Raw genomic sequence first — 25511 nt, 5'->3', positions numbered from 1 at the left:
AAGAATGTCCCGGCGGGCGCGCCGCCGCCCGCGTCCGTTCGGCGCCCGTGCCGTACGGACACCGCGAGGAGAGGGTGGACGTCCATGGCCGCACCGCACGACCTGACCGCGCTCGAACAGGCCGCGGCGATCCGGTCCGGTGACCTCTCCCCCGTCGAGCTCACCGCGCACTACCTGGCGCGGATCGAGCGGCTGGACGACGCCCTGGGCGCCTTCTTGACCCGCACCGACCACCTCGCCCGCGAACAGGCCGCCGCCGCCGAGCGGGAGGCGGTCGCGGCGCGCCGGGAGGGGCGCGAACTGCCGCCGCTGTTCGGCGTCCCGGTGCCCGTCAAGGACCTCACCCAGGTCGCGGGCGTGCGGTGCACCCTGGGCTCGCGGGCGCTGGCCGGCCATGTCGCGACGGTCGACGACCATGTGGCGGGTGCGCTGCGCCGGGCCGGCACGATCCTGCTCGGCAAGACCAACACCCCCGAGTTCGGGCTGTCCTGCCACACCGAGAACGACCTCGCCCCGGCCGCCCGCTCCCCGTGGGGCCCCGGCCTGTCGGCGGGTGGTTCCAGCGGCGGCGCGGCGGCGGCCGTGGCGGGCGGTCTGGCACCCCTCGCGCACGGCAGCGACGGCGGCGGCTCGATCCGCATCCCGGCGTCGCTGTGCGGGCTGTTCGGCCTCAAGCCCAGCCGCGGCCGGGTCAGCGGCGGCCCGTGGTCGCACGACGTCACCGGCCTGAGCACGTCAGGGCCGCTGGCCCGTACGGTCGCCGACGCGGCCGCGCTGCTGGACGTCATGGCGGGCACCATGCCCGGCGACCCGTACGCGGCCCCGTCGCTGCCGCCCGGCGAGACGTTCGCCGGATACGCCCGCCGCGCGCCCGGCCGACTGCGCGTCGCCCTCCTCACCGGGGTGCCCGAGCCGTCCGCCGGCCTCCACGCCGACTGCCGGGCCGCCACCGCCGACGCGGCCGCGCTGCTCGACGGGCTCGGCCACCGGGTCGAGGAGGCGGCGCTGCCCGACGACCACGGCATCCGGCACGCCTTCGCCCGGGTCTGGTCGGTGATGGCCGCGGGCCGTCCGGTACCGGCGGGGCGCGAGGAGCTGCTGCTGCCGCTCACCCGCTATCTGCGCCGCCGCGGCGCCGAGATCTCCGGCCGGGACTTCGCCGCGGCGCTGGGCACGTTCCGGGCGTTCGGCCAGGCCGTCGCCGACCGCCTGATGCCGGCCGGCGGCTTCGACGTGCTCCTCTCGCCGACCCTGGCCGCACCCGCGCTGGCCGTCGGCGCTCTGCGCGACGACGGCGACCCGAAGGCCGAGTTCGCCGCCGCCGGCGCGTTCACACCGCTGACCGCGCTCTACAACGCCACCGGCCAGCCCGCGGTCAGCGTCCCGCTGTACTGGAACGCCGGAGGGCTGCCGGTCGGGGTGATGCTCGCCGGCCGCTACGGCGAGGACGCCACCTTGCTCTCGCTGTCCGCGCAGGTGGAGGCGGCCCGCCCGTGGGCCGGACGCAAGCCGTCGGTGTGGTGACGGCGGCCCGGGCCGCCGCGCGGCGGGCCGGGCCCAACGGCGGTCAGCCCGCGGCGGCGGCCCCGCCCGCACCGGCACCCGCGCCCCCGGGCCCGCCCGGGGCGGCGCACGGGGCCGGGTCCTTCGCGCCCCGGTCGACGCGCAGCCGCCGCGCGCCGGGCCCCTGCTCGCCGAGGTTGTCGTAGGGGTTGGACAACGCGCACTTCTCCAGCGAGAGGCAGCCGCAGCCGATGCAGTCGGTCAACCGGTCCCGCAGTTCGACGAGTTGGCCGATCCGCTCGTCCAGTTCCGCGCGCCACACCTCGGACAGCCGGGCCCAGTCGGCGCGGTTGGGTGTGCGCTCGTCCGGCAGCTCGGCGAGCGCGTTCCGGATGACGGCGAGCGGGATGCCGACGCGCTGCGCGGCCCGGACGAAGGCGACCCGGCGCAGCGCGTCACGGGTGTAGCGGCGCTGGTTGCCGGCCGTCCTGGTGCTGCTGATGAGCCCCTTGGACTCGTAGAAGTGCAGCGCGGAGACCGCGGCGCCGCTCCGCGCGGAGAGCTGGCCGACGGTGAGTTCATGGACCTTGAACGGAAGCTGGGGCACCGCTCAACCCTACTTCCGGGCTGTTTCTGGGCGTTGACAGCGGTGCCCGTACTCAGCATGCTGAGCAAGCGCTTAGTAAGCGGTACGGACGAGGAGGCGGACGAGAAATGGCAGAGCCCCGAGTGTTTGGATCGCTCGACGAACTGCGGGCCGCGGTCGGCGAGGACCTGGGCACCAGCGACTGGCTGGAGATCGACCAGAAGCGGATCGACCTGTTCGCGGAGGCCACCGGCGACCACCAGTGGATTCACGTGGACCCGGAGAAGGCGGCGGCCGGTCCCTTCGGCACGACGATCGCGCACGGCTATCTGACGCTGTCGCTGCTGCCCGCCCTCGTGCCGCAGCTCATGCGGGTCGACAACGTCAAGATGGGCATCAACTACGGCACGAACAAGGTCCGCTTCCCCGCCACCGTCCCGGTCGGCTCGCGGCTGCGCGCCACCGCGCGGATCGCGGAGGTCACCGAGGTGCCCGGCGGGGTCCAGCTCGCGACGACGGTGACGATCGAGCGCGAGGGCGGCGACAAGCCGGTGTGCGTGGCGGAGTCGGTCAGCCGCTTCTACCTGTGAGCGGGCGGGCCGGACGGCCGGACGCGCGCCCCGGCGGGAGCACCGCCACGGCCGGGGCACGCGTCCGGCCCCGGCCCGCGTCTCACGCCGCGCCCGCGCCCGACCCGGCGCCCACCATCCGCAGCACCAGGCCCGCGTAGAGCCGGCCGACCTCGTCGGGGGTGCGGGTCCCGGAGGCGGAGAACCACCGGGCGACGTCCACGCACAGGGACAGCACCGCGAGGGTGGTGCCCGGCACGTCGTCGGCCCGGAACTCGCCGCTGTCCGCGCCGTCCTGGATGATCTGCCGCAGCAGCCGGTCGGTGCGGCGGCGCAGGTCGGTGACCTCGGCGAGGTGCTCCGGGCTCAGCGCCTGGAGTTCGTACTGGATGACGCGGGCGGTGGTGTGGTGCTCGGCGTGCCAGCGCGCGAAGGTGTGGACGGCGTCGCGCAGCCGCTCGGTGGCGCTGCCCGGGGCCTCGGCGGCGGCGCCCATGATGCGCAGCGCCTTCTCGTGGCCGATACCGCTGATGCGGTAGAGCAGCTCCTCCTTGGTCTTGTAGTGGATGTAGAGGGCGGCGGGGCTCATCCCGGCCCGGCCGGCGATGTCGCGGGTGGTGGTGGCGTGGTAACCGCGCTCGGCGAACGCCTCGACGGCGGCACTGACCAGCCGTCGCGCGGCGTCCGGGGTCACCCCGGCCCACTCCTCGCTCTCCTCCGCAGCCCGCTCCGCCGCCGCACCCATCGCGTACCCCGCTCCTCGATCCGCCAGGGAACTTCCTCTGACGGATCGAACACCATACCGCGCCGCTGAGCAAGCGCTTAGGGGCGCGGCGGACGGCCGGCGGGTGGAGGCGGGCGGCAGGCGGCGGACCGGCGTCGGGCCGTCAGAAGGCGGAGACGCCGGTGAGCGCCCGGCCGATGACCAGCTTCTGGATCTGGCTGGTGCCCTCGTAGAGCGTCATGACCCGGGCGTCGCGCAGCAGCTTGCCGACCGGGTACTCGTCGATGTAGCCGTAGCCGCCGAAGACCTGGAGGGCGTTGTTGGCGGCGCGCACCGCCGCTTCGGAGGCGAACAGCTTCGCCTTGGACGCCGCCGTCACGAAGGGCTCGCCGCGCTCGATCAGATCGGCGACGCGCCAGGTCAGCAGGCGGGCCGCGTCCACGTCGACGGCGATGTCGCTGATCAGCTCCTGCACCAGTTGGTGCCGGGCGAGGGGCTTGCCGAACTGCTCGCGTTCGCCCGCGTAGCCGATCGCCGCGTCCAGGGCGGCCTGGGCGATGCCCACGCAGCCGGCGGCGACCGACATCCGCCCCTTGGCCAGCGCGGACATCGCGACCGAGAAGCCCTTTCCCTCGGGACCCAGCAGGGCGTCGGCGGGCACCCGCACGCCGTCCAGGACCAGCTCGGCGGTGGCCTGACCGCGCAGGCCCAGCTTCCCGTGGATCTCGCGGCGGGACAGGCCCGGACTGTCGGCCGGTACGAGGAAGGCGCTGACGCCCTTGTGGCCGGGCTCCGGGCCGGTGCGGGCGAAGAGCAGCACGAGGTCGGCCCAGGTGCCGTTGGTGATGAACATCTTGGCGCCGTCGATGACCCAGTCCGCGCCGTCGCGGACCGCCCGGGTGGTGAGGCTGCCCGCGTCCGAGCCGGTGCCCGGCTCGGTGAGGCCGAAGCAGCCGACCGCCTCGCCGGAGGTCAGCCGCGGCAGCCAGGTCCGCTTCTGCCGCTCGTCGCCCCAGGCGGCGAGGGTCTTGGCCACCAGGCCGAGGGAGACGGAGACGATGCCGCGCACCGAGGAGTCGCCGCGGCCCAGTTCCTCGGTCACCAGGACGTAGGAGAAGTGGTCGCCGCCGGAGCCGCCGTACTCCTCGGGGACGGTCAGTCCGAGGAAGCCGAGGGCGCCGAGTTTGGCGACGATGCCGCGGTCGACCTGTTCGGCGCGGTCCCAGGCGGTGGCGTGCGGGGTGATCTCGCGGTCGACGAAGTCCTTGGCGAGCTGCCGCACGGCGGCCTGCTCCGCACTGAGTTCCAGGTTCATGTACGACCCCTCGGGGACAGGCGCGGTGCTCCGGCGCGGCGGCCGGCGGGCGGGGGCGGGCACGGCGGCGGGCCGTGCCGCCCGACACTTAATTAGCACTGCTAGTTTTCTGGCGGCAGCCTCTACTATGTGGCTCATGGCCCGACCCCGCAAGCCCCTTCTGAGCCGCGAGCGCATCGTCACCACGGCGCTGGCGCTCATCGACGCCGGAGGGCTTCCGGCGCTGTCCACCCGCCGGCTGGCGGCACAGCTCGGCGTGAGCGGGCCCTCCCTCTACAACCACTTCACGACCAAGGACGAGATCCTCGACGCGGTCGCCGACACCGTCATCGCCGAGGTCGACGTCTCGGCGCTCGCGGCCGGGGCGGACTGGCGGGCGGGGCTGCTGGCCTGGGCGCGTTCCTACCGCGCGGCGCTCGCCGCCCATCCGCACATCGTGCCGTTCCTGGCCCAGGGCCCCGGCCGCCGCCCGGCCGGGCTGAAGATGGCCGACGCGGCGTTCGGCGGCATGGTCGAGGCGGGCTGGCCGCCCGCGCAGGCCACCCGGATCTGCGCGATGGTCCGCTACTTCGTCGCGGGGTCCGCGCTGGGCTCGTTCGCCCGCGGCTTCGTGGACGATCCCGGCGCCTACGACCCGGCCGACTATCCGCACCTGGGTCAGGCCCACCTCCTGGCCGAGCACCAGCGCCAGGTGGACGAGGGTGCCTTCGAGACCGGCCTGCGGGCCCTGGTCGACGGCCTGGCCCTGCACCATCCCGAACGCGTCCCGCCGCACGGCTGACGGGCACCGCCGTCCGCACGCGGCGGCCCCGCCGCGCCCTCCGCGCGCGCCCGCCCGGCACCGCCGCCGGCGTGCGCTGTCCGGGGACCGGTCAGGCCGTACCGCCACACCCCGGGCAGCGGTAAAGTCCACCGGTCCCCTGGCGGGCAGGGGCGGTTGGGTGATGCGGGAGGCGGCGTGCGCGAGCCGGGCACGGCCACATACGAACGGTTCATCGCACTCCACCGGTCGGTCCTCGGCCCGGTGCTGCGCGGTATCGGCCAGGTCGTCTTTCTGCCGAGCGCGGTGTCCGGCGCGGTGTTCTGCGCCGGGCTGTTCGCGGCCGACTGGGAGTTGGGCCTCTACGGCCTGCTGGGGACGGTGGCCGGCACCGCCACCGCGCGCGTCCTGGGCGTGCGCCGCGGCCGGATCGCGGGCGGGCTGGAAGGGTTCAACGCCTGCCTGGTGGCGGTCGCTTTCGCGGCCTTCCTGGGCGCCCGCCACCTCTCGACGGCCCTGCTGGCGCTCGCCGGCAGCGTGGTGGTCATCGTCATCACCGGCGCCGTCGGGCGGATCCTGGCGACCTGGGGCCTGCCCACCCTGACCCTGCCGTACTGCCTGATGGCGAGCGGCATGACGATCGCCGCCCCCGGTTTCGAGCGGATCTGGCATCACGGCGCGAGCCTGGCCGCCCTCGCCCGGCCGGCGGCCGGCCCCACCGCGCTGGCCCCGGCCGACCTGTGGCACGCCTTCTTCGCCAACTTCGCCCAGATCTTCTTCCTGCCGCAGTGGTACCTCGGCCTCGTCTTCCTGATCGGCGTCTTCGCCGCCTGCCGCCTGCTCGGCGTCCTGGCCTGCCTGGGCAGCGTCGTCGGCATCCTCACCGCCTGGGCCCTCGGCGCACCGGCGGAGCAGGTGGCCGAGGGCACGATGGGCTACAACGCCGTGCTGGTGGCGATGGCCCTGGGCGGGGTGTTCCTGACCGCGGACGCCTGGAGCGTGGCGTACGCCGTCGCGGGCGCGGTCACCGCCACGGGCCTGAGCGCGACGATGGCCGCCGTGTTCGCCCCGGCCGGCGGTCACACCTTCACCTGGCCGTTCGTGCTGGTCTCGCTGGCGTTTCTGGCGGCGGCGCCGGCGTTCCCGAGGCTGCGCCGGGCCGGGGCGGCGGACGAAACGACCGGCGGGGGCGGCGGCCGGACGACGGCGCCGGTGCGCGCGGCCGAGCCGGGCGGCCCGGCGCCGGAGCCCGCGGAGCCGGGCGGGGCCGCCCTCTGACGGCGCCGCCGGCGCCGCGCCCTCGGCCTCACGGTCCGGCGGGGGCGGCCGGTGTCACCTCCCCGGCCGGCGCCGCGGTGGCACGCGCGCGGCGGGACAGCAGGCGGATGGAGACGAGCGCGATGACGGACAGGCCGATGATGTAGGCCGACACCGACAGCGAGGTCCCGGTCGCCTCCAGCAGCAGGACCATGACGAACGGCGCGAGCCCGCCGCCCAGGATCGCGCTGATCTGGTAGCCGAGCGAGGCGCCCGTATAGCGCATCTCGGCGGTGAACAGCTCGGCGAACAGCGCCGCCTGCGGGCCGTACATGATGCTCAGGAAGCAACTGCCGACGAAGGTGCCGACGGCCATCCACAGCAGGGACGCGGTGTCGATGAGCAGGAACATCGGGACCGCCCAGACCAGCAGGCCGGCGGCGCCCGCGGCGTAGACGCGCAGCCGGCCGACGCGGTCGGAGAGGGCCGCCGCGGCCGGTATCAGGACGAGTTGGGTGAGGCTGACCAGCAGGGTGAGGGTCAGTACGGACGTCCGTTGCATGTGCAGTTCGCGGGTGGAGTAGTCCAGGACGCCGGTGATCAGGATGTAGAACGTGGCGGTGTTCACGGCGAAGGAGCCGCCGGCGAGCAGGACCGTGCCCAGGTGGTGGCGCAGGATCGTGCCCAGCGGTGAGCGCCGCGCCTGTTCCGCCTTCTCGACGGCGGCCAACTCGCTCTCCGCGGCCCGGAATTCCGGGGTCTCCTCGACGCGGGTGTGGATGTAGCGGGCGAGGACGAGGACCAGGACGCCGAGGAGGAAGGGGATCCGCCAGCCCCACGCACCGAAGGACTTCTCGTCGGTGACGGCGCCGGCGACCAGGAACACGGAGTTGGCGGTGACCACGCCGATGGGGACGCCGAGCTGGACCAGCGAGCCGTACAGCCCGCGCTTGCCCTCGGGGGCGTATTCGGTGGCCATCAGCATCGCGCCGCCCCACTGCGCGCCGACGGCGAGGCCCTGGAGCACCCGCAGGACGACGAGCAGGATGGGCGCGGCGATCCCGATGGTGGCGTAGGAGGGGAGCAGGCCGATGCCGGTGGTGGCCAGGCCCATGACGGTCAGCGCGAGGACCAGCATGGGCTTGCGGCCGCGCCGGTCGCCGAGGTGGCCGGCGAGGACACCGCCGACGGGGCGGGCGAGGAAGCCGACGGCGAAGGTCGCGAAGGCGGCGAGGACGCCCGCTGCCTTGCTGCCGGCGGGGAAGTAGGAGTCGCCGAGGACGAGCGCGGCGGCGATGCCGAAGACGAAGTAGTCGTACCACTCGACGGCCGAGGCGAGGGCCGCGGCGGTGGCGACCTTGCGGCGGTTGGCGGCGGGCGAGGCGCTGTCGCTGTCGTGTGGCGCGGAGGGGGCCGTGTCCATGCGTGCACGCTCCGGTGGGTGCGGGAGGGAGGGGGGCGGCGCCGTGATGTCGGGTGACCGTACCGACCGGCCGGTACGGCGTCAACGGAGTGCGCGGCACGAGTTTTTCCGGCCCCCGTACGCGCGCGGGGCCGGAGCGCTTCCGCGCCCCGGCCCCGGCTCCCCCGTCGGCCCCCGCCCGCCTCAGAAGACGATCAGCGCCCGTCCGCCCTTGCCCGCCAGCATCGCCTCGAACGCGTCCGGGATGCCGTCCAGCCCGATCCGCTCGGTGACCAGCCCGGACAGGTCCAGCGCGCCGGAACGGACGTGTTCGGCGATGACCGGGAGGTCGCGTGCGGGGTCGCTGTTGCCGTAGACGCAGCCGGAGAGGGTCCGGCCGAAATAGAACAGCTCCAGGGCGGTGAACGTCACCCGCTGGTCCTGCCCGCCGATCCCGACGACGGTGGTGCGCCCGCCGCGCCGGGTGGCGGACCAGGCGGTGCGGATGGTGTCGGCGCGGCCCACGCACTCGATGGCGACGTCGGCGCCGTGGCCGCCGGTCAGTGCGCGGATCCGCTTGGCGGTGTCCTCGCCGGCCACGACGAACTCGGTGGCGCCCGCCGACCGGGCCAGTTCCTCCTTGTCCGGTGAGAGGTCCACCGCGATGACCGGGCCGGCTCCGGCGATCCGGGCCGCCTGCAACGTGGCGAGCCCGACGCCGCCCGCCCCGAAGACCACCACCGACTCCCCCGCCCGCACCCGGGCGCTGTGGTGCACGGCGCCCCAGCCGGTGAGCACCGCGCAGCCGAGCAGGGCCGCGTCGGTCAGCGGCACCCCGTCCGGCAGCGGCAGCGCGGCGTGCGCGGGCACCACGGTCTCCTCGGCGAAGGCGGCGGTGCCCAGGCCCGGGTAGAGGTCGCTGCCGTCGGCGGCGAGCTTGGCGTACGGCGCGGCTGCGGCCAGCGCGGCATCGGCGCACAGCCAGGGCTCGGCCAGGGCGCAGAAGTGGCAGGTGCCGCAGGACGGCGCCCAGTTGAGGACGACCGGGTCGCCGGGGGCCGCCGTCGTCACCCCGGGCCCGACGGCGGTGACGGTGCCCGCGCCCTCGTGCCCGAGGACGGCCGGGGCGGGCTGGCGCAGGGTGCCGTTGGACAGCGACAGGTCGGAGTGGCAGACGCCGGCGGCGGCCAGGCGGATACGGACCTGGCCGGGCCCCGGCTCGGGCAGGTCGATCTCGGCGACGTGCAGCGGGGCGTTGACGGCGGGCAGTACGGCGGCGCGGACCACGAGGACTCCTGGGTGCGGAGGACGGCGGGCGGAAGGGGAAGGGGAAGGGGTCGCCGGGCGGCGCGTCAGAACTGCAGCGACTTCGTCTGGAGATATTCGCCCAGGCCGTGCGGGCCCAGCTCACGGCCGACGCCGGACTGCTTGTACCCGCCGAACGGCGCGAGCGGGTTGAAGCGGCCGCCGTTGATGTCCACCTGCCCGGTGTCCAGGCGGCGGGCGAAGGCGACCGCCGTCGCGTCGTCGCGGGCCCAGACGGCGCCCGCGAGCCCGTAGACGGTGCCGTTGGCGATCTTGACGGCGTCGTCCTCGTCCTCGTAGCGCAGGATCGCCAGGACCGGACCGAAGATCTCCTCCTGGGCGAGGGTCATCTCGGGGGTGACGTCGGCGAAGACGGTGGGGGTGACGTAGTAGCCGGGGCCGGCGGGCGCCTGGGGGCCGCCCGCCACGAGCCGGGCGCCCTCGGCGACGCCCTGCTCGATGTAGCCGCGCACCCGGTCGCGCTGTTCGGCGCTGACCAGCGGTCCGATCTTCTCGCCCGGTGCGTACTTGGCGGCCGCCTCCGCGGCGAGCCGCACGGCCTCGTCGTAGTCGTCCTTGTGGACCAGCATCCGCGTCCAGGCGCTGCACGTCTGGCCGGAGTTGGCCATGACGTTGGCGACGCCGACGGCGACGGCCTTGGCCAGGTCCGCGCCGGGCAGGATGACGTTGGCGGACTTCCCGCCGAGTTCCAGGGCCACCCGCTTGATCGCGGCGCCCGCCGCGGCGCCGATCTTCCTGCCGACGGCCGTGGAGCCGGTGAAGGAGACCAGGTCGACGCCCTCGTGCTCGGCGAGCGCCTGGCCGGCGACCGGGCCGAGGCCGGTGACGAGGTTGAAGACACCGGCGGGCAGGCCGGCCGCGTCGGCGCACTCGGCGAAGAGCTGGGCGACCAGCGGGGTGTCCTCGGCGGGCTTGAGGACGACGGTGCAGCCCGCCGCGAGGGCCGGGGCGACCTTGGCGACGACCTGGTGCAGCGGGTAGTTCCAGGGCGTGATCGCGGCGACCACGCCGACCGGTTCGAGCAGCACGGTGGAATTGCCGATCTTCTCCTCGAACGCGAAGGAGCGGGCGAGGTCGGCGTAGGAGCCGCACACCGCGAGCGGCACCCCGGCGTGCACGGCCTTGCTGAACGCCGGCGGCGCGCCGAGTTCGGCGGTGACGGTATCGGCGATCTCGTCGGCGCGCGCGGCGAGTTGGTCGCGCAGCGCGGCCAGCCGGTCGGCGCGCTCGTGGGGCGGGGTGGCGGCCCAGGCGGGGAGGGCGGCGCGGGCGGCGCGTACGGCGGCGTCCACGTCGCGCGGGGAGCCGGCCGGGACGGTGGCGATCACCTGTCCGTTCGCGGGGTCGCGGACGGCGATGGTGCCGCTGCCCTCGGCGGGCCGCCAGTTGCCGTCGATGTACATCGCGTCGTGCTGCTTCACGTCGTGGTCCTCCCGAGCCGCCGGTGTCGTCCGCCCCAAACTAGCGCCGGTAGTTTTGTGGCGCCAGAGAGCCTCTCAAGGGTGACGGCTCGCGCACCGGCGGGGGATGTCGGATGGCTCACAACAGCCCCCGGCCGGGGACCGGCGGCCCTCCTACCGCTCGGCGTCGCGGGCGGGGTCCGGGCAGCACTCTCGTCCCGCGCCGGACGACGATCGACGGGGCGCCCATGCCGAAGCAGAGGCGCCCCAGGCCCGTCACGCCGCTCCAGGCCGCCATCGCGGGCAGCGAGCGGCGAGCGGCGAGCCTGCCCGGTCGGGCGCTAGATGATGCCGAAGAGCAGGCCGGCGCACAGGACGACCAGGGACGTCAGCGCGGCCCATTTGATGGTGAATCTGGTGTGGTCGCCGAATTCGACCCGGGCCATGCCGATCAGGACGAACACGGCGGGCACCAGCGGGCTGGACATGTGCAGCGGCTGGCCGACGAGCGAGGCGCGGGCGATCTCGATGGGGGCGACGCCGTGTGCGGAGCCGGCCTCGGCGAGGATCGGCACGATGCCGAAGTAGAAGCCGTCGTTCGACATCAGGTAGGTGAGCGGGACGCTGAGGATGCCGGTGACGATGCCCATGTGCGGGCCGAGGGAGTCGGGGATTCCGTTGACCAGCCAGCGGGCCATGTGCTCGACCATGCCGGTGCCGGTCAGGACGCCGGTGAAGACGGCCGCGGCGAAGACCATGCCGGTGACGTTGAGGACGTTCTCGGCGTGCGCGGCGATCCGGGCCTTCTGGTCCGTCATGCGGGGGAAGTTGACGGTCAGGGCGATGGCCGCGCCGAGGAGGAAGAGCACCGGGATCGGCAGCGTCTGGAGGATGAGCAGGGTCAGCAGCGCGAGGGTGAGCGCGGCGTTGAACCAGTAGAGCTTGGGGCGCAGGGTGGCGCGCCGCGGGTCCAGGCCCTGGAAGCTGCCGTCGGGACCGTCGCCCGCGGCGTCGTCGGAGGGGACGGCGGTCGTGTCGGCGGCGTCGGTACCGCCCGTACCGTCCGTACCGCCCGCACTTCCGGCCCCGGTGCCACCGGCCGCCGCGCCGCCGCCCGCCGTGACGAGCACCTGCTCGGCGTCCTTCTCCGCCACCGTGTCGCCCAGTGCCAGCACGCCGAGCCGCTTGCGCTCGCGCAGCCCCAGGACGTAGGCGAGGACGAAGACGGCGACCAGGCCGACGGCCAGCGCCGGGATCATCGGGATGAAGATCTCGCCCGCGTCGAGCTTGAGGGCGGTGGCGACCCGGGCGGTCGGGCCGCCCCACGGCAGGGTGTTCATCACGCCGTTGGCGGTGGCGGCGACGCCCGTCATGACCACCAGGCTCATCTTCAGCCTGCGGTAGAGCGGGTACAACGCCGAGACGGTGATCATGAACGTGGTGGAGCCGTCACCGTCGAGCGAGACGATCGCGGCGAGTACGGCGGTGCCCACGACGATGCGCAGCGGGTCGGCCTTGCAGAACCGCAGGATGCCGCGGACGACGGGGTCGAAGAGCCCGACGTCGATCATCACCCCGAAGTAGATGATGGCGAACATCAGCATGGCGGCGGTCGGGGCCAGGTCGCCGATGCCCTTGACGACGTAGTCGCCCAGGTTCGCGCCCTGTCCGACCAGGACGCAGAACAGCGCGGGAATGAGCACCAGCGCCGCTATCGGCGACATCTTCTTCATCATGATCAGCACCAGGAAGGTGGCAATCATGACGAATCCTAGGATTGTCAGCATGGGGAGCCCTCACGTTCGCCCTTGAACACCCACCGGGGATGGCGGTCGTGGCGACGTTAGGTGCCGCAAAGTTTTGTTAACAAGACCTTGACGCGCGAGCAATACGAGCAAAACCCCAGGTCACGGCAGAGGAGACGGAGTCGGCGGCACCGCTGCGAGCTGCACCGGCAGGCCGTTGAGCACCGCCGTCCCCGACAGGGGGTCCAGCCGGGTGCCGTCGCTGAGCTGGTTGACGTTCGCGCCGGGGTCGGCGGCCGCCACTCCCATGCGGGTGCCGGGCCGGTCGTGCCCCCAGCCGTGCGGCATGCTCACCACTCCCGGGCGCACCGCGTCGGTGATCTCCACGGGCACCTCCAGCTCCCCGCCGTCCCCCTTCAGCCGCGCCCGGCCGCCGTGGGCCAGCCCGAGCCGCGCCGCGTCCTCGGGGTGGACGTGGACGGTGCAGCGGTTGCTGCCGCCGGCCAGCGCGGGGACGTTGTGCAGCCAACTGTTGTTGGAGCGCAGGTGCCGCCGCCCGACGAGGAGCAGGCCGTCCGGGCGCCGGTCGAGGCTCGCGCGCAGCCGGGCCGTCTCGGTGGTGATCGGCTCCGGGCACAGGTCGACGACGCCGCCGCGGGTTTTGAGCAGGCCGGGCACCCGCGGGGTGAGCGGGCCGAGGTCGATGCCGTGCGGGTGCGCGAGCAGCCGGGTCAGGTTCAGGCCGTCGGGGTCGGCGCCGAAACCGTCGCCGTACGGGCCGAGCCGCAGCATCATGTCCAGCCGCCGCTCGGCACCGGTCAGCCCGGTCAACTCGGCCGCCAGCTCGGCGGGTCGGCGGCCGTGGACGGGTGAGTGCGGATCGGCGACGGCCTTGGTGAGGGCCGTGTCGATGACCATGGCGTCGACCAGGCCGGGGTCCGCGCCGTCCTGGCCGCCCAGGGCGAGGATCAGCCGGGCGTGGATCTCGCACTCGTCCAACTCCCCGTCGGCGAGCGGCAGCACCGGCCGGGTGTAGCGGGCCTGGTTGCGGACGGCGAGGGAGTTGAAGGTGAAGTCGTAGTGCGCGGCGCGGGACGGCGGGGGCGGCGGCAGGATGACGTCGGCGTGCCGGGAGGTCTCGTTGAGGTAGGGGTCGACGCTGACCATGAAGACGCCGGCCAGTGCCCGGTCGAGCCGGTCGCCGTCCGGCGCTGACAGCACGGGGTTGGCGGCGATGGCGATGACCGCGCGGACCGGACCGGCCGGTGCGCCGGGGTGTCCCGGGCCCGCCCCCGGGGTGTCGATCTCCTCGGCGAGCGCGGCCAGCGGCAGCTCGGACTTGGCCTCGGGGTGGCCCGAGACGCGGCTGTGCCAGCGGCCGAGGTCGAATCCCCGGCCGGGCTTGGGTGGCCGGGGCGCGGCGCCGGTCGCCGACAGCGGGAACATGATCCCGCCGGGCCGGTCGAAATTGCCGGTGAGGATGGTGAGTACGTCGACCAGCCAGCTCGTGAGGGTGCCGAATTCGACGGTGCTGGCGCCGATGCGGCCGTATACGGCGGCCCGGTCCGCGGCGGCCAGTTCGCGGGCGAGCGTGCGGATCTCGTCGGCGGGCACGTCGCAGGCGTCCGCCACCGCTTCGGGGGAGAAGTCGGCGGCCAGCCGCTCGACGTCCCGGATCCCCTCGATGTGCGCGGCCCGCTCCCCCGGGTCGGTCAGGCCCTCCTCGAACAGCACGTGCGCCATGGCGAACAGCAGCAGCGCGTCGGTGCCGGGCCGGATGGCGAGGTGACGGTCGGCGAGCCGGGCGGTGCGGGTGCGCCGCGGGTCGATCACGGTCAGCCGGCCGCCGCGCCGCCGCAGCGCCTTGAGCCGGCCGGGGAAGTCCGGCGCGGTGCACAGGCTGCCGTTGGACTCCAGCGGGTTGGCGCCGATCACCAGCAGGTGTCCGGTGCGGTCCAGGTCGGGCACGGGGAGGGCGAGCGGGTCACCGTAGAGCAGGCCGCTGGAGACGTGCTTGGGCATCTGGTCGACGGTGGAGGCGGTGTAGAAGTTGCGGGTGCGCAGGGTGCTCAGCAGGACCGGGGGGTAGAGCGCGCCGGCGACGGTGTGCACGTTGGGGTTGCCGAGGACGACCGCGACGGCGTCCGGGCCGTGCTCCTCGATCACCGGCCGCAGTCCGGCGCGCACGGCGGCGAACGCCTCGTCCCAACCGGCCTCGCGCAGTTCCCCGTCGCGGCGCACGAGGGGGCGGGTGAGCCGGTCGGGGTCGGCGTCCACCTGGGCGAAGGCGGCGCCCTTGGGGCAGATGAACCCGCGGCTGAAGACGTCGTCGCGGTCGCCCCGGACGGCCGTTATCCGCCCCGGGCCGGGGGCGCCGCCGCCGTCGGCGGCCCCCGTCCCGGCGGTGCCGCCCTCGACGGTGACGCTCAGCCCGCAGGTGGCCTCGCACAGCGGGCAGATGCGCAGGGCGGTACGACTCATCGGTCCCTCCCGGGGACGTTCCGGTGACGGGGGTCCCCCCTGCTCAGGCGAGGCCGAGACCTTGGGGGAGGTGCGCGTACGGTCCGACCATACCGACCAGTACGCATGAGGGAACCCCGGTGGCGGAAATCCGCCGGTGTCACTCCCTGGCCCGCCCCGCCTCCGCCGGTCTCACTCCGGGGTCCGCCGCGCCTCGGCCGGTCCCGCCTCCGCCGGCCGCCCCGCCTCCGCCCCGTCCAGATATCCCGCCAGATACGCCCGCAGCAGCCGCTTGGCCTCGGCGACGACGACCGCGTCGCCCGCCGGGTCCGTACGGAAGGCGAGCTGGAGCAGGGCGTCGGCGGCCTCGACCGCGACCAGGAAGGCGGTGCGCAGCCGTGCGTCGGCGGGGTCCAGGCCGAGCGGGCCGGCGAGCAGCGCCAGCAGCCGGTCGGCGACCGCGTAGTTGGCCCGCCGGCTCTCGCGCGGGGCGGGAACGGTGAATTCCACCAGGGCGAAGCCCGCCACCGTCCGTTTCATGGCGAGGTATTCGTCGACCACCACGTCCACCACCCCCGGCCACGCCACCGGCTCCTCCCGGGCGGCCAGGCGGGCGGTCAGGCCGGCGGTGACCCGGTCCGCGTAGGCGTCGAGATTGCGGCGGGCGAGCGCCTCGGCCAGGGCGCGTTTGTGCGGGAAGAAGCGGTAGACGGAGCCGATCGGCACCCCGGCGCGTCCGGCGACGGCCCGGGTGGTCAGGTCCTCGTAGCCGGTCTCCTCCAGCAGTTCGGCGCACGCGTCCAGGATGCGGGCCAGGCGCTCGGCGCTGCGCCGCTGGACGGGGGCCCGGCGGAGCGCGGTGGGCGGCGGATCGGGCGGCGGGGTCGGCTGCTGCACCCGGCCATCCTGCCCCCTTGCGGACGGGCGGTGTCGAGTCGGCCGTTTTCCGCCACGGCGGCCGGGACCCTGGCGTTGACGAGCCCCGATGCGAATCCTAATGTCTTGCATAGGATTCCTTGAGCGGCGGGAGCGCGCGATGACAGGTACGGGAAACGAACAGGCGCAGAAGACGGCCGCGGGGCTGGCCTACGCCACCGGCTTCGGCAACGAACACAGCTCCGAGGCCGTCCCGGGCGCGCTGCCGGTGGGCCGCAACTCCCCCCAGCGCGCCCCGCTCGGCCTGTACGCGGAGCAGCTCAGCGGATCGGCGTTCACCGAACCGCGCCGCGACAACCGCCGCTCCTGGCTCTACCGCGTCCGCCCCTCGGCCGCGCACCCGCCGTTCGTCCGCGCCGAGCGGGGCGCGATCCGCTCCGCGCCGTTCACCGACTGCGTCCCCGACCCCAACCGGCTGCGCTGGAATCCGCTCCCCGACCCGGCCGGCCCCGTCGACTTCCTCGGCGGACTGTGGACGCTGGGCGGCAACGGCGACGCGACCCAGCGCACCGGCATGGCCGTGCACCTGTACCACGCCAACACCTCCATGGACCGGCGGGTGTTCAGCGACGCGGACGGCGAGCTGCTGATCGTGCCGGAGCGCGGCGGGCTGCTGCTGCGCACCGAATTCGGCCTGCTGCGGGCCGCGCCGGGCGAGGTGGCGCTGATCCCGCGCGGCGTGCGCTTCCGCGTCGAGCTGCTGGACGCCACCGCGCGCGGCTATGTCTGCGAGAACTACGGCCGGCCCTTCCAGCTCCCCGACCTCGGCCCGATCGGCGCCAACGGCCTGGCCAACGCCCGGGACTTCCGCGCACCGGTCGCCGCCTACGAGGACGTCGAGGGACCGGTCGAGGTCGTCAACAAGTTCTGCGGCAACCTCTGGACGGCGACCTACGACCATTCGCCGCTGGACGTCGTCGCCTGGCACGGCAACCACGTCCCGTACGTCTACGACCTGCGCCGTTTCAACGTCATCGGGTCGATCAGCTACGACCACCCGGACCCGTCGATCTTCACCGTCCTCACCTCGCCGTCGGACACCCCCGGGCTCGCGGGCGTGGACTTCGTCGTCTTCGCGCCGCGCTGGCTGGTCGGCGAGGACACCTTCCGGCCGCCCTATTTCCACCGCAATGTGATGACCGAGTACATGGGGCTCATCGAGGGTGCCTACGACGCCAAGGCGGAGGGATTCCTTCCGGGCGGCGGCTCCCTGCACAACATGATGTCCGCGCACGGCCCCGACCGGGAGACCTTCGACCGGGCGAGCGCGGCCGAGCTGGCCCCCCAGAAGATCGACGACGGCCTGGCCTTCATGTTCGAGACCCGGTGGCCGCTGACCCTCACCGAGCAGGCCCGGGACGCCGGACACCTTCAGCGCGGCTACGACGACGTATGGCAGGGTCTCCAACGCCACTTCCGCCCGTGACACCGGGGACCGTCTCGTGACCACCTTCGCTCCCGACTCGCTCGACCTGAACCGCAAGCTGCCGCTGTGGTACCAGGTCTCGCAGTCGCTGCGCGCCTCCATACTCGGCCGCTCCCCGCAGGCACCGCTGCGGCTGCCCACCGAGGACGCCCTCGCCGCGCACTACGGCGTGAGCGTGCTCACCATGCGCCAGGCCCTCAAGGAACTGGAGGCGGAGGGCCTCATCAGCCGGCACCGGCGCCGCGGCACGTTCATCGAGCCGAGCGCGCGGCCCGGCGCGCCGGTGCGGCTGCTCGGATCGGTGGACGCCATCGTGGCCCAGCAGTCCGGGATGAGCACCGCCCTGCTGGAGCACGGCCCGGTGCCCGTACCGCCCGAACTGTCGGAGTACTTCCCGGATCTGGCGGAGGTGGCCGGCTTCCGCCGGCTGCGCAGCGACGAGGAGACGGCCGAGCCGACCAACCACGCGCGCAACTACGTCCGCCCCGACATCGCCGCCCGCATCGACCTCGCCGACCTGGAGCGCTGGCCGATGACGAAGGTGCTGCGGGACGCGGTGGGCGTCCGCATCAGCCGGATCACCGACACCGTGGAGGCGCGGCTGGCGGACCCGGAGACCGCCCGGCTGCTGAACGTCCCGCTGCTCAGCCCGATCCTGCACTACACGGGCATCACCTACGACGACGCCGGCCGGGTGGTCGACGTCGCCCGTATCCACTACCGCGGCGACCGCTTCTCCTTCACGGTCACCCTCGACGCGCACTGACGGGCCCGACGGCCCGGCGAGCGTCGCCGGCCCCTCAAATGCGCTCCAGGCTCCGCCCCGTGCTCCGCGGCCCCAGCAGCGCCACGTCCACACACAGCAGCACCATCAGCGCCGCCGAGCCGGCGAACACCGCGGCCGGCCCCAGGTCGGTCAGCACGCTCAGCGCGACGAACGGCAGCACGACCGAGGTGAGCCGGGACAGCGAGTAGGTGATGCCGATGGCGCTGCTGCGCAGGCCGGTGGGGAACAGCTCGGTCTGGTAGACGTGGAAGGCGTTGGAGAAGACGTTGCTGCTCACCGTCAGCGCGACACCGAAGGTGACGACGGCCCAGGGGGCGGAGGCGAAGCCGAACGCCAGGCCGCAGGCGGCGATGGCGAGCGCCGAGGCGATGATCAGCGTGCGGCGCTCGATCCGGTCGATGAGGGTGACGGACAGCGCCGAGCCGATCGGGTAGCCGCAAAAGGTCAGCGCCGCGTACAGCAGGGACGCGGTGACGGTGTGGCCCTTGGCCGTCAGCACCACCGGCGCCAGGGAACCGAAGCCGTAGTAGCCGACGGTCTGGAGCACCTGGAAGATCCACCACATGACCGTGCGCCGCCGGAAGTCCCCGCGGAACATCTCCCCGAGCGGCACCCGCCGCTCGGGAACGGTCTCCGCCTCCGGTACGGACGGCAGGCTCTCGCCGGTCTCGCGCGCCACCCGCTCCTCGATCCCGGTCACGATCCGCCCGGCCTCCTCGCCCCGCCCGTGCAGCACCAGCCACCGGGGCGACTCCGGGAGCCGGGTGCGCATCAGTTGGAGGAAGGCGGCGCCCAGCGCGCCGGCGGCCAGCAGCCAGCGCCAGCCGTCGACGCCGAACAACTGCTGCCCGGCCACCAGCCGGGCGCCGAGCAGCGCGGCGACCGGGACGCCGAGGAAGCCGACGGTGTAGGCGTAGGCGATGTAGCGGCCGCGGACCGCGCGCGGCAGGAACTCGGCGAGATACGTGTCCACCAGCACCAGTTCGGCGCCGAGCCCCAGACCGGCCGCGAAGCGCAGGACGAGCAGCCAGCGCAGGTCGGGGGCGGCGGCGCACAGGAGGGAGAAGAGGGCGTAGGCGCCCAGGTTGACCAGGAACATCCGGCGCCGCCCGAAGCGGTCGGCGAGCACGGAGAGCACGTTGGCGCCGGCGAACATGCCGAGGAATGCGGCGGCGATCACCCAGGCTTTCGCGGTGTGCCCGAGGTGCCACTGTTCGGCGAGGACCGCGGCGAGCACCCCGCCGAGGAAGATTTCGTAGAGGTCGAAGAAGGCGCCGATGCCGACGACGAGGGTGAGGCGGCGGTGCCAGCCGGACGGCGGCAGCCGATCGAGCCGTGCGGCGACCCGGGCGCCGGTGGGGGTCCCCCCGCGCCGTCCAGGCGTGGGGGAGACGGTGTCCGTCATGTCGGTCCTCCCCTGAGCGGGTCCCGGCACGGGGCGGCGCACGTCCGCGCCCGCGCTTGGGGCGTACGGCGTGGACCGTACCGCCCCAAGATCAGTTGGCAAAAGGGCGCCCGGTGCGGGGCCGGGCGGGTGGCCGGTACGGGGCGGGCCGGTGACCGGCGCGGTGGCGGGGGCCGTGGTTACCATGCCGGGGTCAACCGAACGGTCCGGGAGGGGCTCCGCGTGACGGCGAAGCAGGACGCGCCACGGCTGTCCGATCTGATGCCGTGGTCGGTGGCGCCGCCGCGGCTCGGCCGTTCCTGGGTCATGGGGCCGGATCCGGCGGTGCTGCGCGCCCGCTGGCGGCGGCTGGTGGAAGCCGGCGACCCGGCGACCCGCGAGCGGCTGTTCCGCCCGTCCCGGGCCCGGACCCTGCGCTCCGCCGTCGGACAACTGCCCGGGCAGGCGACCCCCACCGGCCGGCTGGCCCGGGCGGGCGGCCCGTGCCCGGAGCCGGTCCGGGTCCTGCACGGGCCGTTCGACCAGCAGTGGCTGCTGCCCGACCACCGGCTGATCGACGCGGCGCGGCCGGAGCTGTGGCGGGTCGCCGACGAACGGCAGGTGTTCGCCGTGGAGTTGGCGCAGGTGCCACAGGCGCCCGGGCCCGCGGTGGTGTGCTCGGCGCTGCTGCCGGACGGGCGGTCCCCGGCCGGCCGCCCCGGGCGGATCCATCCGCTCTACCGCCGGCCGGGCGGCGCCGAACCCAACCTCACGCCCGGCCTGCCCGAGCTGCTCGCCCGCACCCTGGACCGGCGGCCCGGCCCCGCCCAGATCCTCGCCTGGATCACCGCGAGCGCCCACCACTCCCCCGACGGCTGCACCGTGCCGCTGACCGCCGACCCCGCCCTGTGGGACGAGGGCGTCGCGCTCGGCGAACGGCTGCGGTGGCTGCACACCCGGGGCGGATACGCGCACACCGGCGCCGGGCCCACCACCAAGGCCCCCACCGGCGCCGGGCCCGCCGGTGAGCGGCCGCGGCTGCCCGGCGGCCGGCGCCCCTACGTACGCGCCGCGCTCCCCGACCGCGGCCTGCCGCACGGCGTCGTCTACGACCGCGCCGAGGAGGCGCTGCTGCTCGGCAGCGGCCGGATCGCGCCGGTACCGCCGGGCGCCTGGGACTTCCACGCGGGCGGGGTGCGGGTGCTGGAAGCCTGGTGCGAGGAGCGGACCGCGGCGGGCCCGGCGGGCACCGAGCCGCCCGCGCCGGACTCGCTCGCCGCTCTGCGCCCCGCGGCCTGGCCGCAGGCGTGGACCTCGGAGCTGCTGGAGCTGATCACCGTCCTGGCCCTGCTGTCCGAACTGGGCCCGGGCGTCGGGGAGTTGCGGCGGCGGACGGCCGACGGGCCGCGGATCGGGGCGGACGCGCTGCGGGCGGCGGGCGTCCTTCCCGCGCCGGCGGCCGCGCGCCGCCCGGCGTCCGTGCTCGACCATCACGAAGAGGGGCCGGAGGGACAGTTCGCCCTGTGGTGAGCCGGGCGGGCGGGCGCGGCCGACCGTGGCCGGACGCGAAAAACCACCCGTCGCGGGGAGACGGGTGGCCGGTGTCGGGCGCGGGTGGTGGGTGGGGGGAGAGCCGTGCGGCCCCCGGAGGACAGGGAACCCTGCCCTCCGGCGAGCACACCGAAGCGCTACCGAGCCCTCGGACTGACGGGCGAGGGGATCGCAGCGCTGCGCCGGGACGGTGTGTCGCCTGAGGTACCGCCTCACGCGACCGTCAGCCGTGACCGCCGAACAGCGACCGCCGCAGCCTGCGCAGCGGCGCGAACAGCGACACCCGTGCACCGCGGCTCTTCGTCGTGCGCGAGTGATCACGAGCGGTGAGCTCCTGCATCAACGACGTCGCGCCCTGGGCCTCACGCTGCGGGATGGCGGGACCACCCAGCACCGCGAGATGGCGGTCCAGACGCGCACTCGACGCGCCGCTTCCGCATTTGATGGCAGGGACTCGCGCCCTGCTACGCACTGTTATCTGTTCCATGACTCTCCCCACCCGTACGAGGGCACCCGGCCCGGGCAGGGTAACCCTATCTCTCTTGGAGGACACACGTGCAGACCGGCCAACGAATTCACCTGTCCCGCCTCGACGTTGACGAACACGATACGGAACTCCCCGTAGAGGGCACCGACCAGGGCGAGTTGAGTGACCGTCGGACGCGGTGGCGGGCGGCCTGACGGGCCACCGTATGGGCGAGGAGGGTCCGGCCCGCGGCCCCTCCTCGGTGTCGGTCGGGTGGGGGTTTACGCGGCGGAGCCGAGCACGGGCAGATAGCCGCTGGACTGGCCGGCGGCGGTGGGGTGGTAGGAGGACTCGACCGGGTAGGTCACGCTGTGCAGCCAGGGGCTGCCGGAGCACAGTTCGTGTCCGGCGAAGGTGGTGTTGACGTCGGCGAAGGAGAAGCCGTGGTCGGCGGCGCGCTTGGCGGTGACGCCGTTGATCTCGTCGGCGGCGCCGTTGATGGCGGTCCGCGACTTCTCCGACAGGCCGGCGAAGCAGCTCCCGCCGAGCTTGTAGAAGCGCGGGTAGCCCAGGACCACGACGCGGGCGGCCGGGGCCTTTTGGCCGATGGCGCTGTAGACCGAGTCGAGCTTGGCGGGCAGGGTGTTGTCGATGTACTCGACGGCCTTGGCGACGCGGGCCAGGCACGCGCTCTCGGAGTTGAGCGCACAGGTGGTCATGGTGTCGGCGAATCCCGCGTCGTTGCCGCCGATGGTGATGCTCACCAGGCCGGTGGAGGAGTTGAGCGGGGCGAGCTGACCGCTCAGAACATCACCCGTACGGGCACCCGAGCAGGCGGTGAACGTGAACGACGAGGGTGAATGCGTGGCCGCCCAGAGGGCCGGATAGGCCTTGGTGCTGCGCTTGCAGGCGCCGCTGCCACTGTCGTAGCTACCGGCGCCGACTCCCGAGGAGTAGGAGTCGCCGAGGGCCACATAGCCCGTGGCGGTGGAGAGTTGGGCGGACGCGGCGGCGCTCGCGCCGGTGAGCGCGAGCGCCGTGGTGACAAAGAAGGCAGCCGTCATGGCCGCGAATCGGGACAGTCTCATGGAACCTCCCTTAGCAGGGTCTCTGCCTCTTCCGTGGTAGCAGGACTCCCGTGACGTCGGAAGTGTCCATGCCAAGAATGGTGCGGCCTTCACCAGACCTCCGCCGACGCACGGCGCTTCCCACCGCCGCGTCACCGCCTCATGACGTGCATATGACATCTCGGCCGAAGCCTTGCTACGCACCCCTCGCTCCCCGACTCTTTTGACGGGCGGTCAGCGACACCCCTCGGGCCGCCCGCCGTGTACCACCCGTACGCCCATCACCCCCCAGCGCGCGCACCGGCGCGCCACCGATGAGGAGGACCCCTCGCGATGGCAGTGACGCGTTCCACCACCCCGCGCTCCACCACCCGCAGGCCCGCCCGGCTACGGCTCGCCGCGGCGCTCACCGCGACCACGGCGGCCGCCGCCACCGTGTGCGCCCTCTCCCTCCCCGCCCACGCGGCCCCGGCCCGCGGCACCGTCGTGGGAGCCGGCGCGGCGGACGCCGTGACCGGCAGCTACCTCGTCACGCTGAAGCCCGGCAGCGGCCTGAAGTCGGCCTCGGCGGACGGCAGAGGCGTGATAGCCCACTACGGCGGCACGGTGCGCCGGACCTACACCGCGGCCCTCAACGGCTACGCCGTCACCCTCTCCCCCGGCCAGGCCGCGCGCCTGGCCGCCGACCCCGCCGTCGACCGCGTCTACCAGGACCGCACCCTGCACGCGCTGGGCACCCAGACCGACCCGCCCTCCTGGGGCCTGGACCGCGTCGACCAGGCGAGACTGCCGCTCGACCAGAAGTACACCTATCCCGACAGCGCGGGCTCCGGCGCCACCGTCTACGTCATCGACACCGGCGTCCGCGTCAGCCACCAGGACTTCGGCGGGCGCGCCACGAACGGCTACGACGCCGTCGACAACGACTCCACCGCGCAGGACGGCAACGGCCACGGCACGCATGTCGCCGCGACCGCCGCGGGCACCTCCTACGGTGTCGCCAAGAAGGCGAAGATCGTGGCGGTGCGGGTGCTGAACAACTCCGGTTCCGGGACCACCGCCCAGGTCGTCGCGGGCATCGACTGGGTGACCAGGAACCACAGCGGTCCGTCGGTGGCCAACATGTCCCTGGGCGGCGGCGCGGACGCGGCCCTGGACACCGCCGTACGGAACTCCATCAAGAGCGGCGTCACTTACGCCATCGCCGCCGGCAACTCGGGCGCGGACGCGCAGAACTACTCGCCCGCCCGGGTCGCCGAGGCGCTCACCGTCGGCGCGACGACCTCCACCGACGCCCGCGCCGGCTACTCCAACTACGGCAGCCGGCTTGACCTGTTCGCGCCGGGCAGCGGCATCACCAGCGCCTGGAAGACCTCCGACACCGCCACCAACACCATCTCCGGCACCTCGATGGCCACCCCGCACGTGACGGGCGCCGTCGCCGTCTACCTCGCCGGTCATCCGAACGCCACCCCGGCCCAGGTCGCCACGGCCCTGACGAACGGCGCCACCTCCGGAGCCGTCACCAACCCCGGCAGCGGCTCCCCCGACAAACTCCTCCGGATCGTCCCGTAGGGCGTGGCTCCCGTAGGCCGGTGCACTCGTAGGCTGGCGCTCTCGTAGGCCGGAACTCCCTTGAGGGAGTCGGCAGATCACCCGTAACGCCGCCTCCAGCGGGCTTCGGACGGCACCTCGTCCGGAGCCCGCCGGCAGGGACGGGGCGGCGTCCTCATGACGGGCGGAGCGTGAGGGTGCCCTCCGGGCGGGAGTGGACGGGCGGGCGGAAGCCGGAGCCGATCCGGTCGAGGAGGTCCCGCAGCCAGAGCGTGTCGGCGTGCGGGGCGGGCCGCAGGGTCATCCGGCGCGCCTGTAGCGGGGCGATCCGTATCTCGCGGAGCCGGCCGGTGTCCGGCTCCAGACAGACGAGATACGGCAGCCGCAGGTCGTCGCGGTAGTGCTCGTAGCCGGTGATGCCCTCGTAGTCGTCGATGAAGTCGCCGCAACCGTGGAGGATGAGCTTTCCTCTGTAGACCTCCAGGGGGCGCGGGTGGTGCGAGGAGTGCCCGTGCACGACGTCCGCGCCGCCGTCGATCAGCGCATGGGCGAAGGCGACCTGGTCACGGGGCACCTGGTAGCCCCAGTTGGAACCCCAGTGGACGGAGGCCACCGCCAGGTCGCCCGGCCGCTTGACCAGCCGCACGCGGCCGGTCACCTCGGCCGCGGCGGCGGCCGTCGCCGCGGCCGTGAAGGCCACCCCGCTACGGTGCGCGGTCGCCGCCCAGGACCGTGGGATGCCGCTGGTGGGCAGCCCGAAGGAGAAGACCAGCAGCCGGCCGCCGCCGTCGAGGGGGACGATCGCCGGGCGGTGCGCCGCGTCGGTGTCCCGGCCCGCCCCGGCCGTGGCGATTCCCGCGCCCGCCAGGGTGTCGAGCGTCTCGGCCAGTCCGCGGCGGCCGAAGTCCAGGACGTGGTTGTTGGCCAGCGCGCAGACGTCGGGGCGGGCGGCGGCCAGGCAGGGGAGGTTGGCGGGGTTCATGCGGTAGTGGATCTCCTTGCCGGCCGCGTACTCGCTCACGCGCGTGACGCTGGTCTCCAGGTTGACCACCCGGGCCGCCGGCGCGGCCTCGTCGAGCACCCGCAGCGCGTCCCCCCACGGCCACGCGTAGGCGACCGGGCGCGGAATCGGTCCGTTCGCCGCCTCCGCCAGCGCGACGTAGCCGCGGGCGTCGCGCACGTACGGCTCCCGCAGCGCCGGGTCACCGGGGTGCGGCAGGATCTGGTCGACGCCGCGACCGAGCATGACGTCTCCGCAGAGGAAGACGGTGACCGGGTCGGTGCCCATGCCTC

The 25511-nt window shown here is 74.1% G+C and carries 21 protein-coding genes; 8 read left to right on the top strand and 13 right to left on the bottom strand.

Annotated elements, in window-relative coordinates; genetic code table 11:
• The first annotated feature begins 84 nt into the window (after window positions 1–84).
• Window positions 85–1524, top strand: coding sequence for an amidase (locus tag ACZ45Z_RS26350; RefSeq protein ID WP_468367128.1), 1440 nt, complete (start codon window positions 85–87; stop codon window positions 1522–1524).
• A 43-nt stretch (window positions 1525–1567) separates the two neighbouring features.
• Here ACZ45Z_RS26350 and soxR read toward each other — a convergent pair whose 3' ends face one another.
• The gene (gene soxR, locus ACZ45Z_RS26345) at window positions 1568–2110 is read right to left on the bottom strand and encodes a redox-sensitive transcriptional activator SoxR (RefSeq protein ID WP_468367125.1); all 543 of its coding nucleotides are present in this window, start codon (window positions 2108–2110) and stop codon (window positions 1568–1570) included.
• Window positions 2111–2217: 107 nt separating this feature from the next.
• Here soxR and ACZ45Z_RS26340 point away from each other — a divergent pair, with 107 nt between their 5' ends.
• Window positions 2218–2679 carry a MaoC family dehydratase gene (locus ACZ45Z_RS26340; protein WP_468367122.1) on the top strand — a complete coding sequence of 154 codons (462 nt, stop codon included), beginning with the start codon at window positions 2218–2220 and terminating at the stop codon, window positions 2677–2679.
• A gap of 82 nt (window positions 2680–2761) precedes the next feature.
• On the opposite strand, the gene ACZ45Z_RS26335 is transcribed toward ACZ45Z_RS26340, so the two are convergent.
• Together ACZ45Z_RS26335 and ACZ45Z_RS26330 are read right to left on the bottom strand one after the other, a co-directional pair.
• Entirely contained in the window at window positions 2762–3403 is a 642-nt protein-coding gene (locus tag ACZ45Z_RS26335; RefSeq protein ID WP_468367119.1) for a TetR family transcriptional regulator, read from the bottom strand.
• A 142-nt stretch (window positions 3404–3545) separates the two neighbouring features.
• The gene (locus ACZ45Z_RS26330) at window positions 3546–4697 is read right to left on the bottom strand and encodes an acyl-CoA dehydrogenase family protein (RefSeq protein ID WP_468367116.1); all 1152 of its coding nucleotides are present in this window, start codon (window positions 4695–4697) and stop codon (window positions 3546–3548) included.
• Window positions 4698–4833: 136 nt separating this feature from the next.
• On the opposite strand from ACZ45Z_RS26330, the gene ACZ45Z_RS26325 reads away from it, so the two are divergent.
• Window positions 4834–5478: a TetR/AcrR family transcriptional regulator gene (locus ACZ45Z_RS26325; protein ID WP_468367112.1), complete on the top strand. Its 645-nt coding sequence runs from the start codon at window positions 4834–4836 to the stop codon at window positions 5476–5478.
• A gap of 177 nt (window positions 5479–5655) precedes the next feature.
• Window positions 5656–6735: an urea transporter gene (locus ACZ45Z_RS26320; RefSeq protein ID WP_468367109.1), complete on the top strand. Its 1080-nt coding sequence runs from the start codon at window positions 5656–5658 to the stop codon at window positions 6733–6735.
• A gap of 28 nt (window positions 6736–6763) precedes the next feature.
• On the opposite strand, the gene ACZ45Z_RS26315 is transcribed toward ACZ45Z_RS26320, so the two are convergent.
• The 6 genes from ACZ45Z_RS26315 to ACZ45Z_RS26290 form a co-directional block, all read right to left on the bottom strand.
• Entirely contained in the window at window positions 6764–8137 is a 1374-nt protein-coding gene (locus tag ACZ45Z_RS26315) for an MFS transporter (RefSeq protein ID WP_468367106.1), read from the bottom strand.
• Window positions 8138–8320: 183 nt separating this feature from the next.
• Window positions 8321–9403 carry a Zn-dependent alcohol dehydrogenase gene (locus tag ACZ45Z_RS26310; RefSeq protein WP_468367103.1) on the bottom strand — a complete coding sequence of 361 codons (1083 nt, stop codon included), beginning with the start codon at window positions 9401–9403 and terminating at the stop codon, window positions 8321–8323.
• 65 nt (window positions 9404–9468) lie between these two features.
• Window positions 9469–10863, bottom strand: a complete 1395-nt coding sequence (locus ACZ45Z_RS26305; protein WP_468367100.1) for an aldehyde dehydrogenase family protein — start codon at window positions 10861–10863, stop codon at window positions 9469–9471.
• A gap of 320 nt (window positions 10864–11183) precedes the next feature.
• A complete protein-coding gene (locus tag ACZ45Z_RS26300) occupies window positions 11184–12629 on the bottom strand; it encodes a CitMHS family transporter (RefSeq protein WP_468367097.1) in 1446 nt (481 codons plus the stop codon).
• A gap of 120 nt (window positions 12630–12749) precedes the next feature.
• A complete protein-coding gene (locus ACZ45Z_RS26295; protein ID WP_468367094.1) occupies window positions 12750–15068 on the bottom strand; it encodes a molybdopterin-dependent oxidoreductase in 2319 nt (772 codons plus the stop codon).
• Window positions 15069–15239: 171 nt separating this feature from the next.
• Complete coding sequence (locus tag ACZ45Z_RS26290; protein ID WP_468367092.1) at window positions 15240–15944, bottom strand: TetR/AcrR family transcriptional regulator; 705 nt, start codon at window positions 15942–15944, stop codon at window positions 15240–15242.
• A 139-nt stretch (window positions 15945–16083) separates the two neighbouring features.
• On the opposite strand from ACZ45Z_RS26290, the gene hmgA reads away from it, so the two are divergent.
• Both hmgA and ACZ45Z_RS26280 read left to right on the top strand, forming a co-directional pair.
• Window positions 16084–17409 (top strand): homogentisate 1,2-dioxygenase, encoded by a 1326-nt coding sequence (gene hmgA, locus ACZ45Z_RS26285; protein ID WP_468367089.1) that lies wholly within the window; start codon window positions 16084–16086, stop codon window positions 17407–17409.
• Window positions 17410–17425: 16 nt separating this feature from the next.
• A complete protein-coding gene (locus ACZ45Z_RS26280) occupies window positions 17426–18175 on the top strand; it encodes a GntR family transcriptional regulator (protein WP_468367087.1) in 750 nt (249 codons plus the stop codon).
• A 34-nt stretch (window positions 18176–18209) separates the two neighbouring features.
• Here ACZ45Z_RS26280 and ACZ45Z_RS26275 read toward each other — a convergent pair whose 3' ends face one another.
• On the bottom strand, window positions 18210–19601 hold the full coding sequence (locus tag ACZ45Z_RS26275) for an MFS transporter (RefSeq protein ID WP_468367084.1): 1392 nt from the start codon (window positions 19599–19601) through the stop codon (window positions 18210–18212).
• A 222-nt stretch (window positions 19602–19823) separates the two neighbouring features.
• On the opposite strand from ACZ45Z_RS26275, the gene ACZ45Z_RS26270 reads away from it, so the two are divergent.
• Window positions 19824–21110 (top strand): type ISP restriction/modification enzyme, encoded by a 1287-nt coding sequence (locus ACZ45Z_RS26270; RefSeq protein ID WP_468367081.1) that lies wholly within the window; start codon window positions 19824–19826, stop codon window positions 21108–21110.
• Between the two features lie 244 nt (window positions 21111–21354).
• Here ACZ45Z_RS26270 and ACZ45Z_RS26265 read toward each other — a convergent pair whose 3' ends face one another.
• Complete coding sequence (locus ACZ45Z_RS26265; RefSeq protein WP_468367078.1) at window positions 21355–21618, bottom strand: hypothetical protein; 264 nt, start codon at window positions 21616–21618, stop codon at window positions 21355–21357.
• A 260-nt stretch (window positions 21619–21878) separates the two neighbouring features.
• A complete protein-coding gene (locus ACZ45Z_RS26260) occupies window positions 21879–22685 on the bottom strand; it encodes an SGNH/GDSL hydrolase family protein (protein WP_468367076.1) in 807 nt (268 codons plus the stop codon).
• Window positions 22686–22997: 312 nt separating this feature from the next.
• On the opposite strand from ACZ45Z_RS26260, the gene ACZ45Z_RS26255 reads away from it, so the two are divergent.
• Window positions 22998–24239: a S8 family peptidase gene (locus ACZ45Z_RS26255; RefSeq protein ID WP_468367073.1), complete on the top strand. Its 1242-nt coding sequence runs from the start codon at window positions 22998–23000 to the stop codon at window positions 24237–24239.
• A 154-nt stretch (window positions 24240–24393) separates the two neighbouring features.
• Here ACZ45Z_RS26255 and ACZ45Z_RS26250 read toward each other — a convergent pair whose 3' ends face one another.
• Window positions 24394–25506: a CapA family protein gene (locus ACZ45Z_RS26250; protein ID WP_468367070.1), complete on the bottom strand. Its 1113-nt coding sequence runs from the start codon at window positions 25504–25506 to the stop codon at window positions 24394–24396.
• Window positions 25507–25511: the final 5 nt, after the last annotated feature.

The organism is Streptomyces sp. NPDC031210, assembly GCF_055570395.1.
This window is presented reverse-complemented; position numbering and strand designations above follow the sequence as displayed.

Excerpts from the sequence above, each read along its gene's own strand:
- ACZ45Z_RS26350 (WP_468367128.1), top strand. The coding sequence starts at position 85 with ATGGCCGCACCGCACGACCTGACCGCGCTCGAACAGGCCGCGGCGATC.
- ACZ45Z_RS26340 (WP_468367122.1), top strand. The coding sequence starts at position 2,218 with ATGGCAGAGCCCCGAGTGTTTGGATCGCTCGACGAACTGCGGGCCGCG.
- ACZ45Z_RS26335 (WP_468367119.1), bottom strand. The coding sequence starts at position 3,403 with ATGGGTGCGGCGGCGGAGCGGGCTGCGGAGGAGAGCGAGGAGTGGGCC.
- ACZ45Z_RS26330 (WP_468367116.1), bottom strand. The coding sequence starts at position 4,697 with ATGAACCTGGAACTCAGTGCGGAGCAGGCCGCCGTGCGGCAGCTCGCC.
- ACZ45Z_RS26325 (WP_468367112.1), top strand. The coding sequence starts at position 4,834 with ATGGCCCGACCCCGCAAGCCCCTTCTGAGCCGCGAGCGCATCGTCACC.
- ACZ45Z_RS26315 (WP_468367106.1), bottom strand. The coding sequence starts at position 8,137 with ATGGACACGGCCCCCTCCGCGCCACACGACAGCGACAGCGCCTCGCCC.
- ACZ45Z_RS26300 (WP_468367097.1), bottom strand. The coding sequence starts at position 12,629 with ATGCTGACAATCCTAGGATTCGTCATGATTGCCACCTTCCTGGTGCTG.
- ACZ45Z_RS26295 (WP_468367094.1), bottom strand. The coding sequence starts at position 15,068 with ATGAGTCGTACCGCCCTGCGCATCTGCCCGCTGTGCGAGGCCACCTGC.
- hmgA (WP_468367089.1), top strand. The coding sequence starts at position 16,084 with ATGACAGGTACGGGAAACGAACAGGCGCAGAAGACGGCCGCGGGGCTG.
- ACZ45Z_RS26275 (WP_468367084.1), bottom strand. The coding sequence starts at position 19,601 with ATGACGGACACCGTCTCCCCCACGCCTGGACGGCGCGGGGGGACCCCC.
- ACZ45Z_RS26265 (WP_468367078.1), bottom strand. The coding sequence starts at position 21,618 with ATGGAACAGATAACAGTGCGTAGCAGGGCGCGAGTCCCTGCCATCAAA.
- ACZ45Z_RS26260 (WP_468367076.1), bottom strand. The coding sequence starts at position 22,685 with ATGAGACTGTCCCGATTCGCGGCCATGACGGCTGCCTTCTTTGTCACC.
- ACZ45Z_RS26255 (WP_468367073.1), top strand. The coding sequence starts at position 22,998 with ATGGCAGTGACGCGTTCCACCACCCCGCGCTCCACCACCCGCAGGCCC.
- ACZ45Z_RS26250 (WP_468367070.1), bottom strand. The coding sequence starts at position 25,506 with ATGGGCACCGACCCGGTCACCGTCTTCCTCTGCGGAGACGTCATGCTC.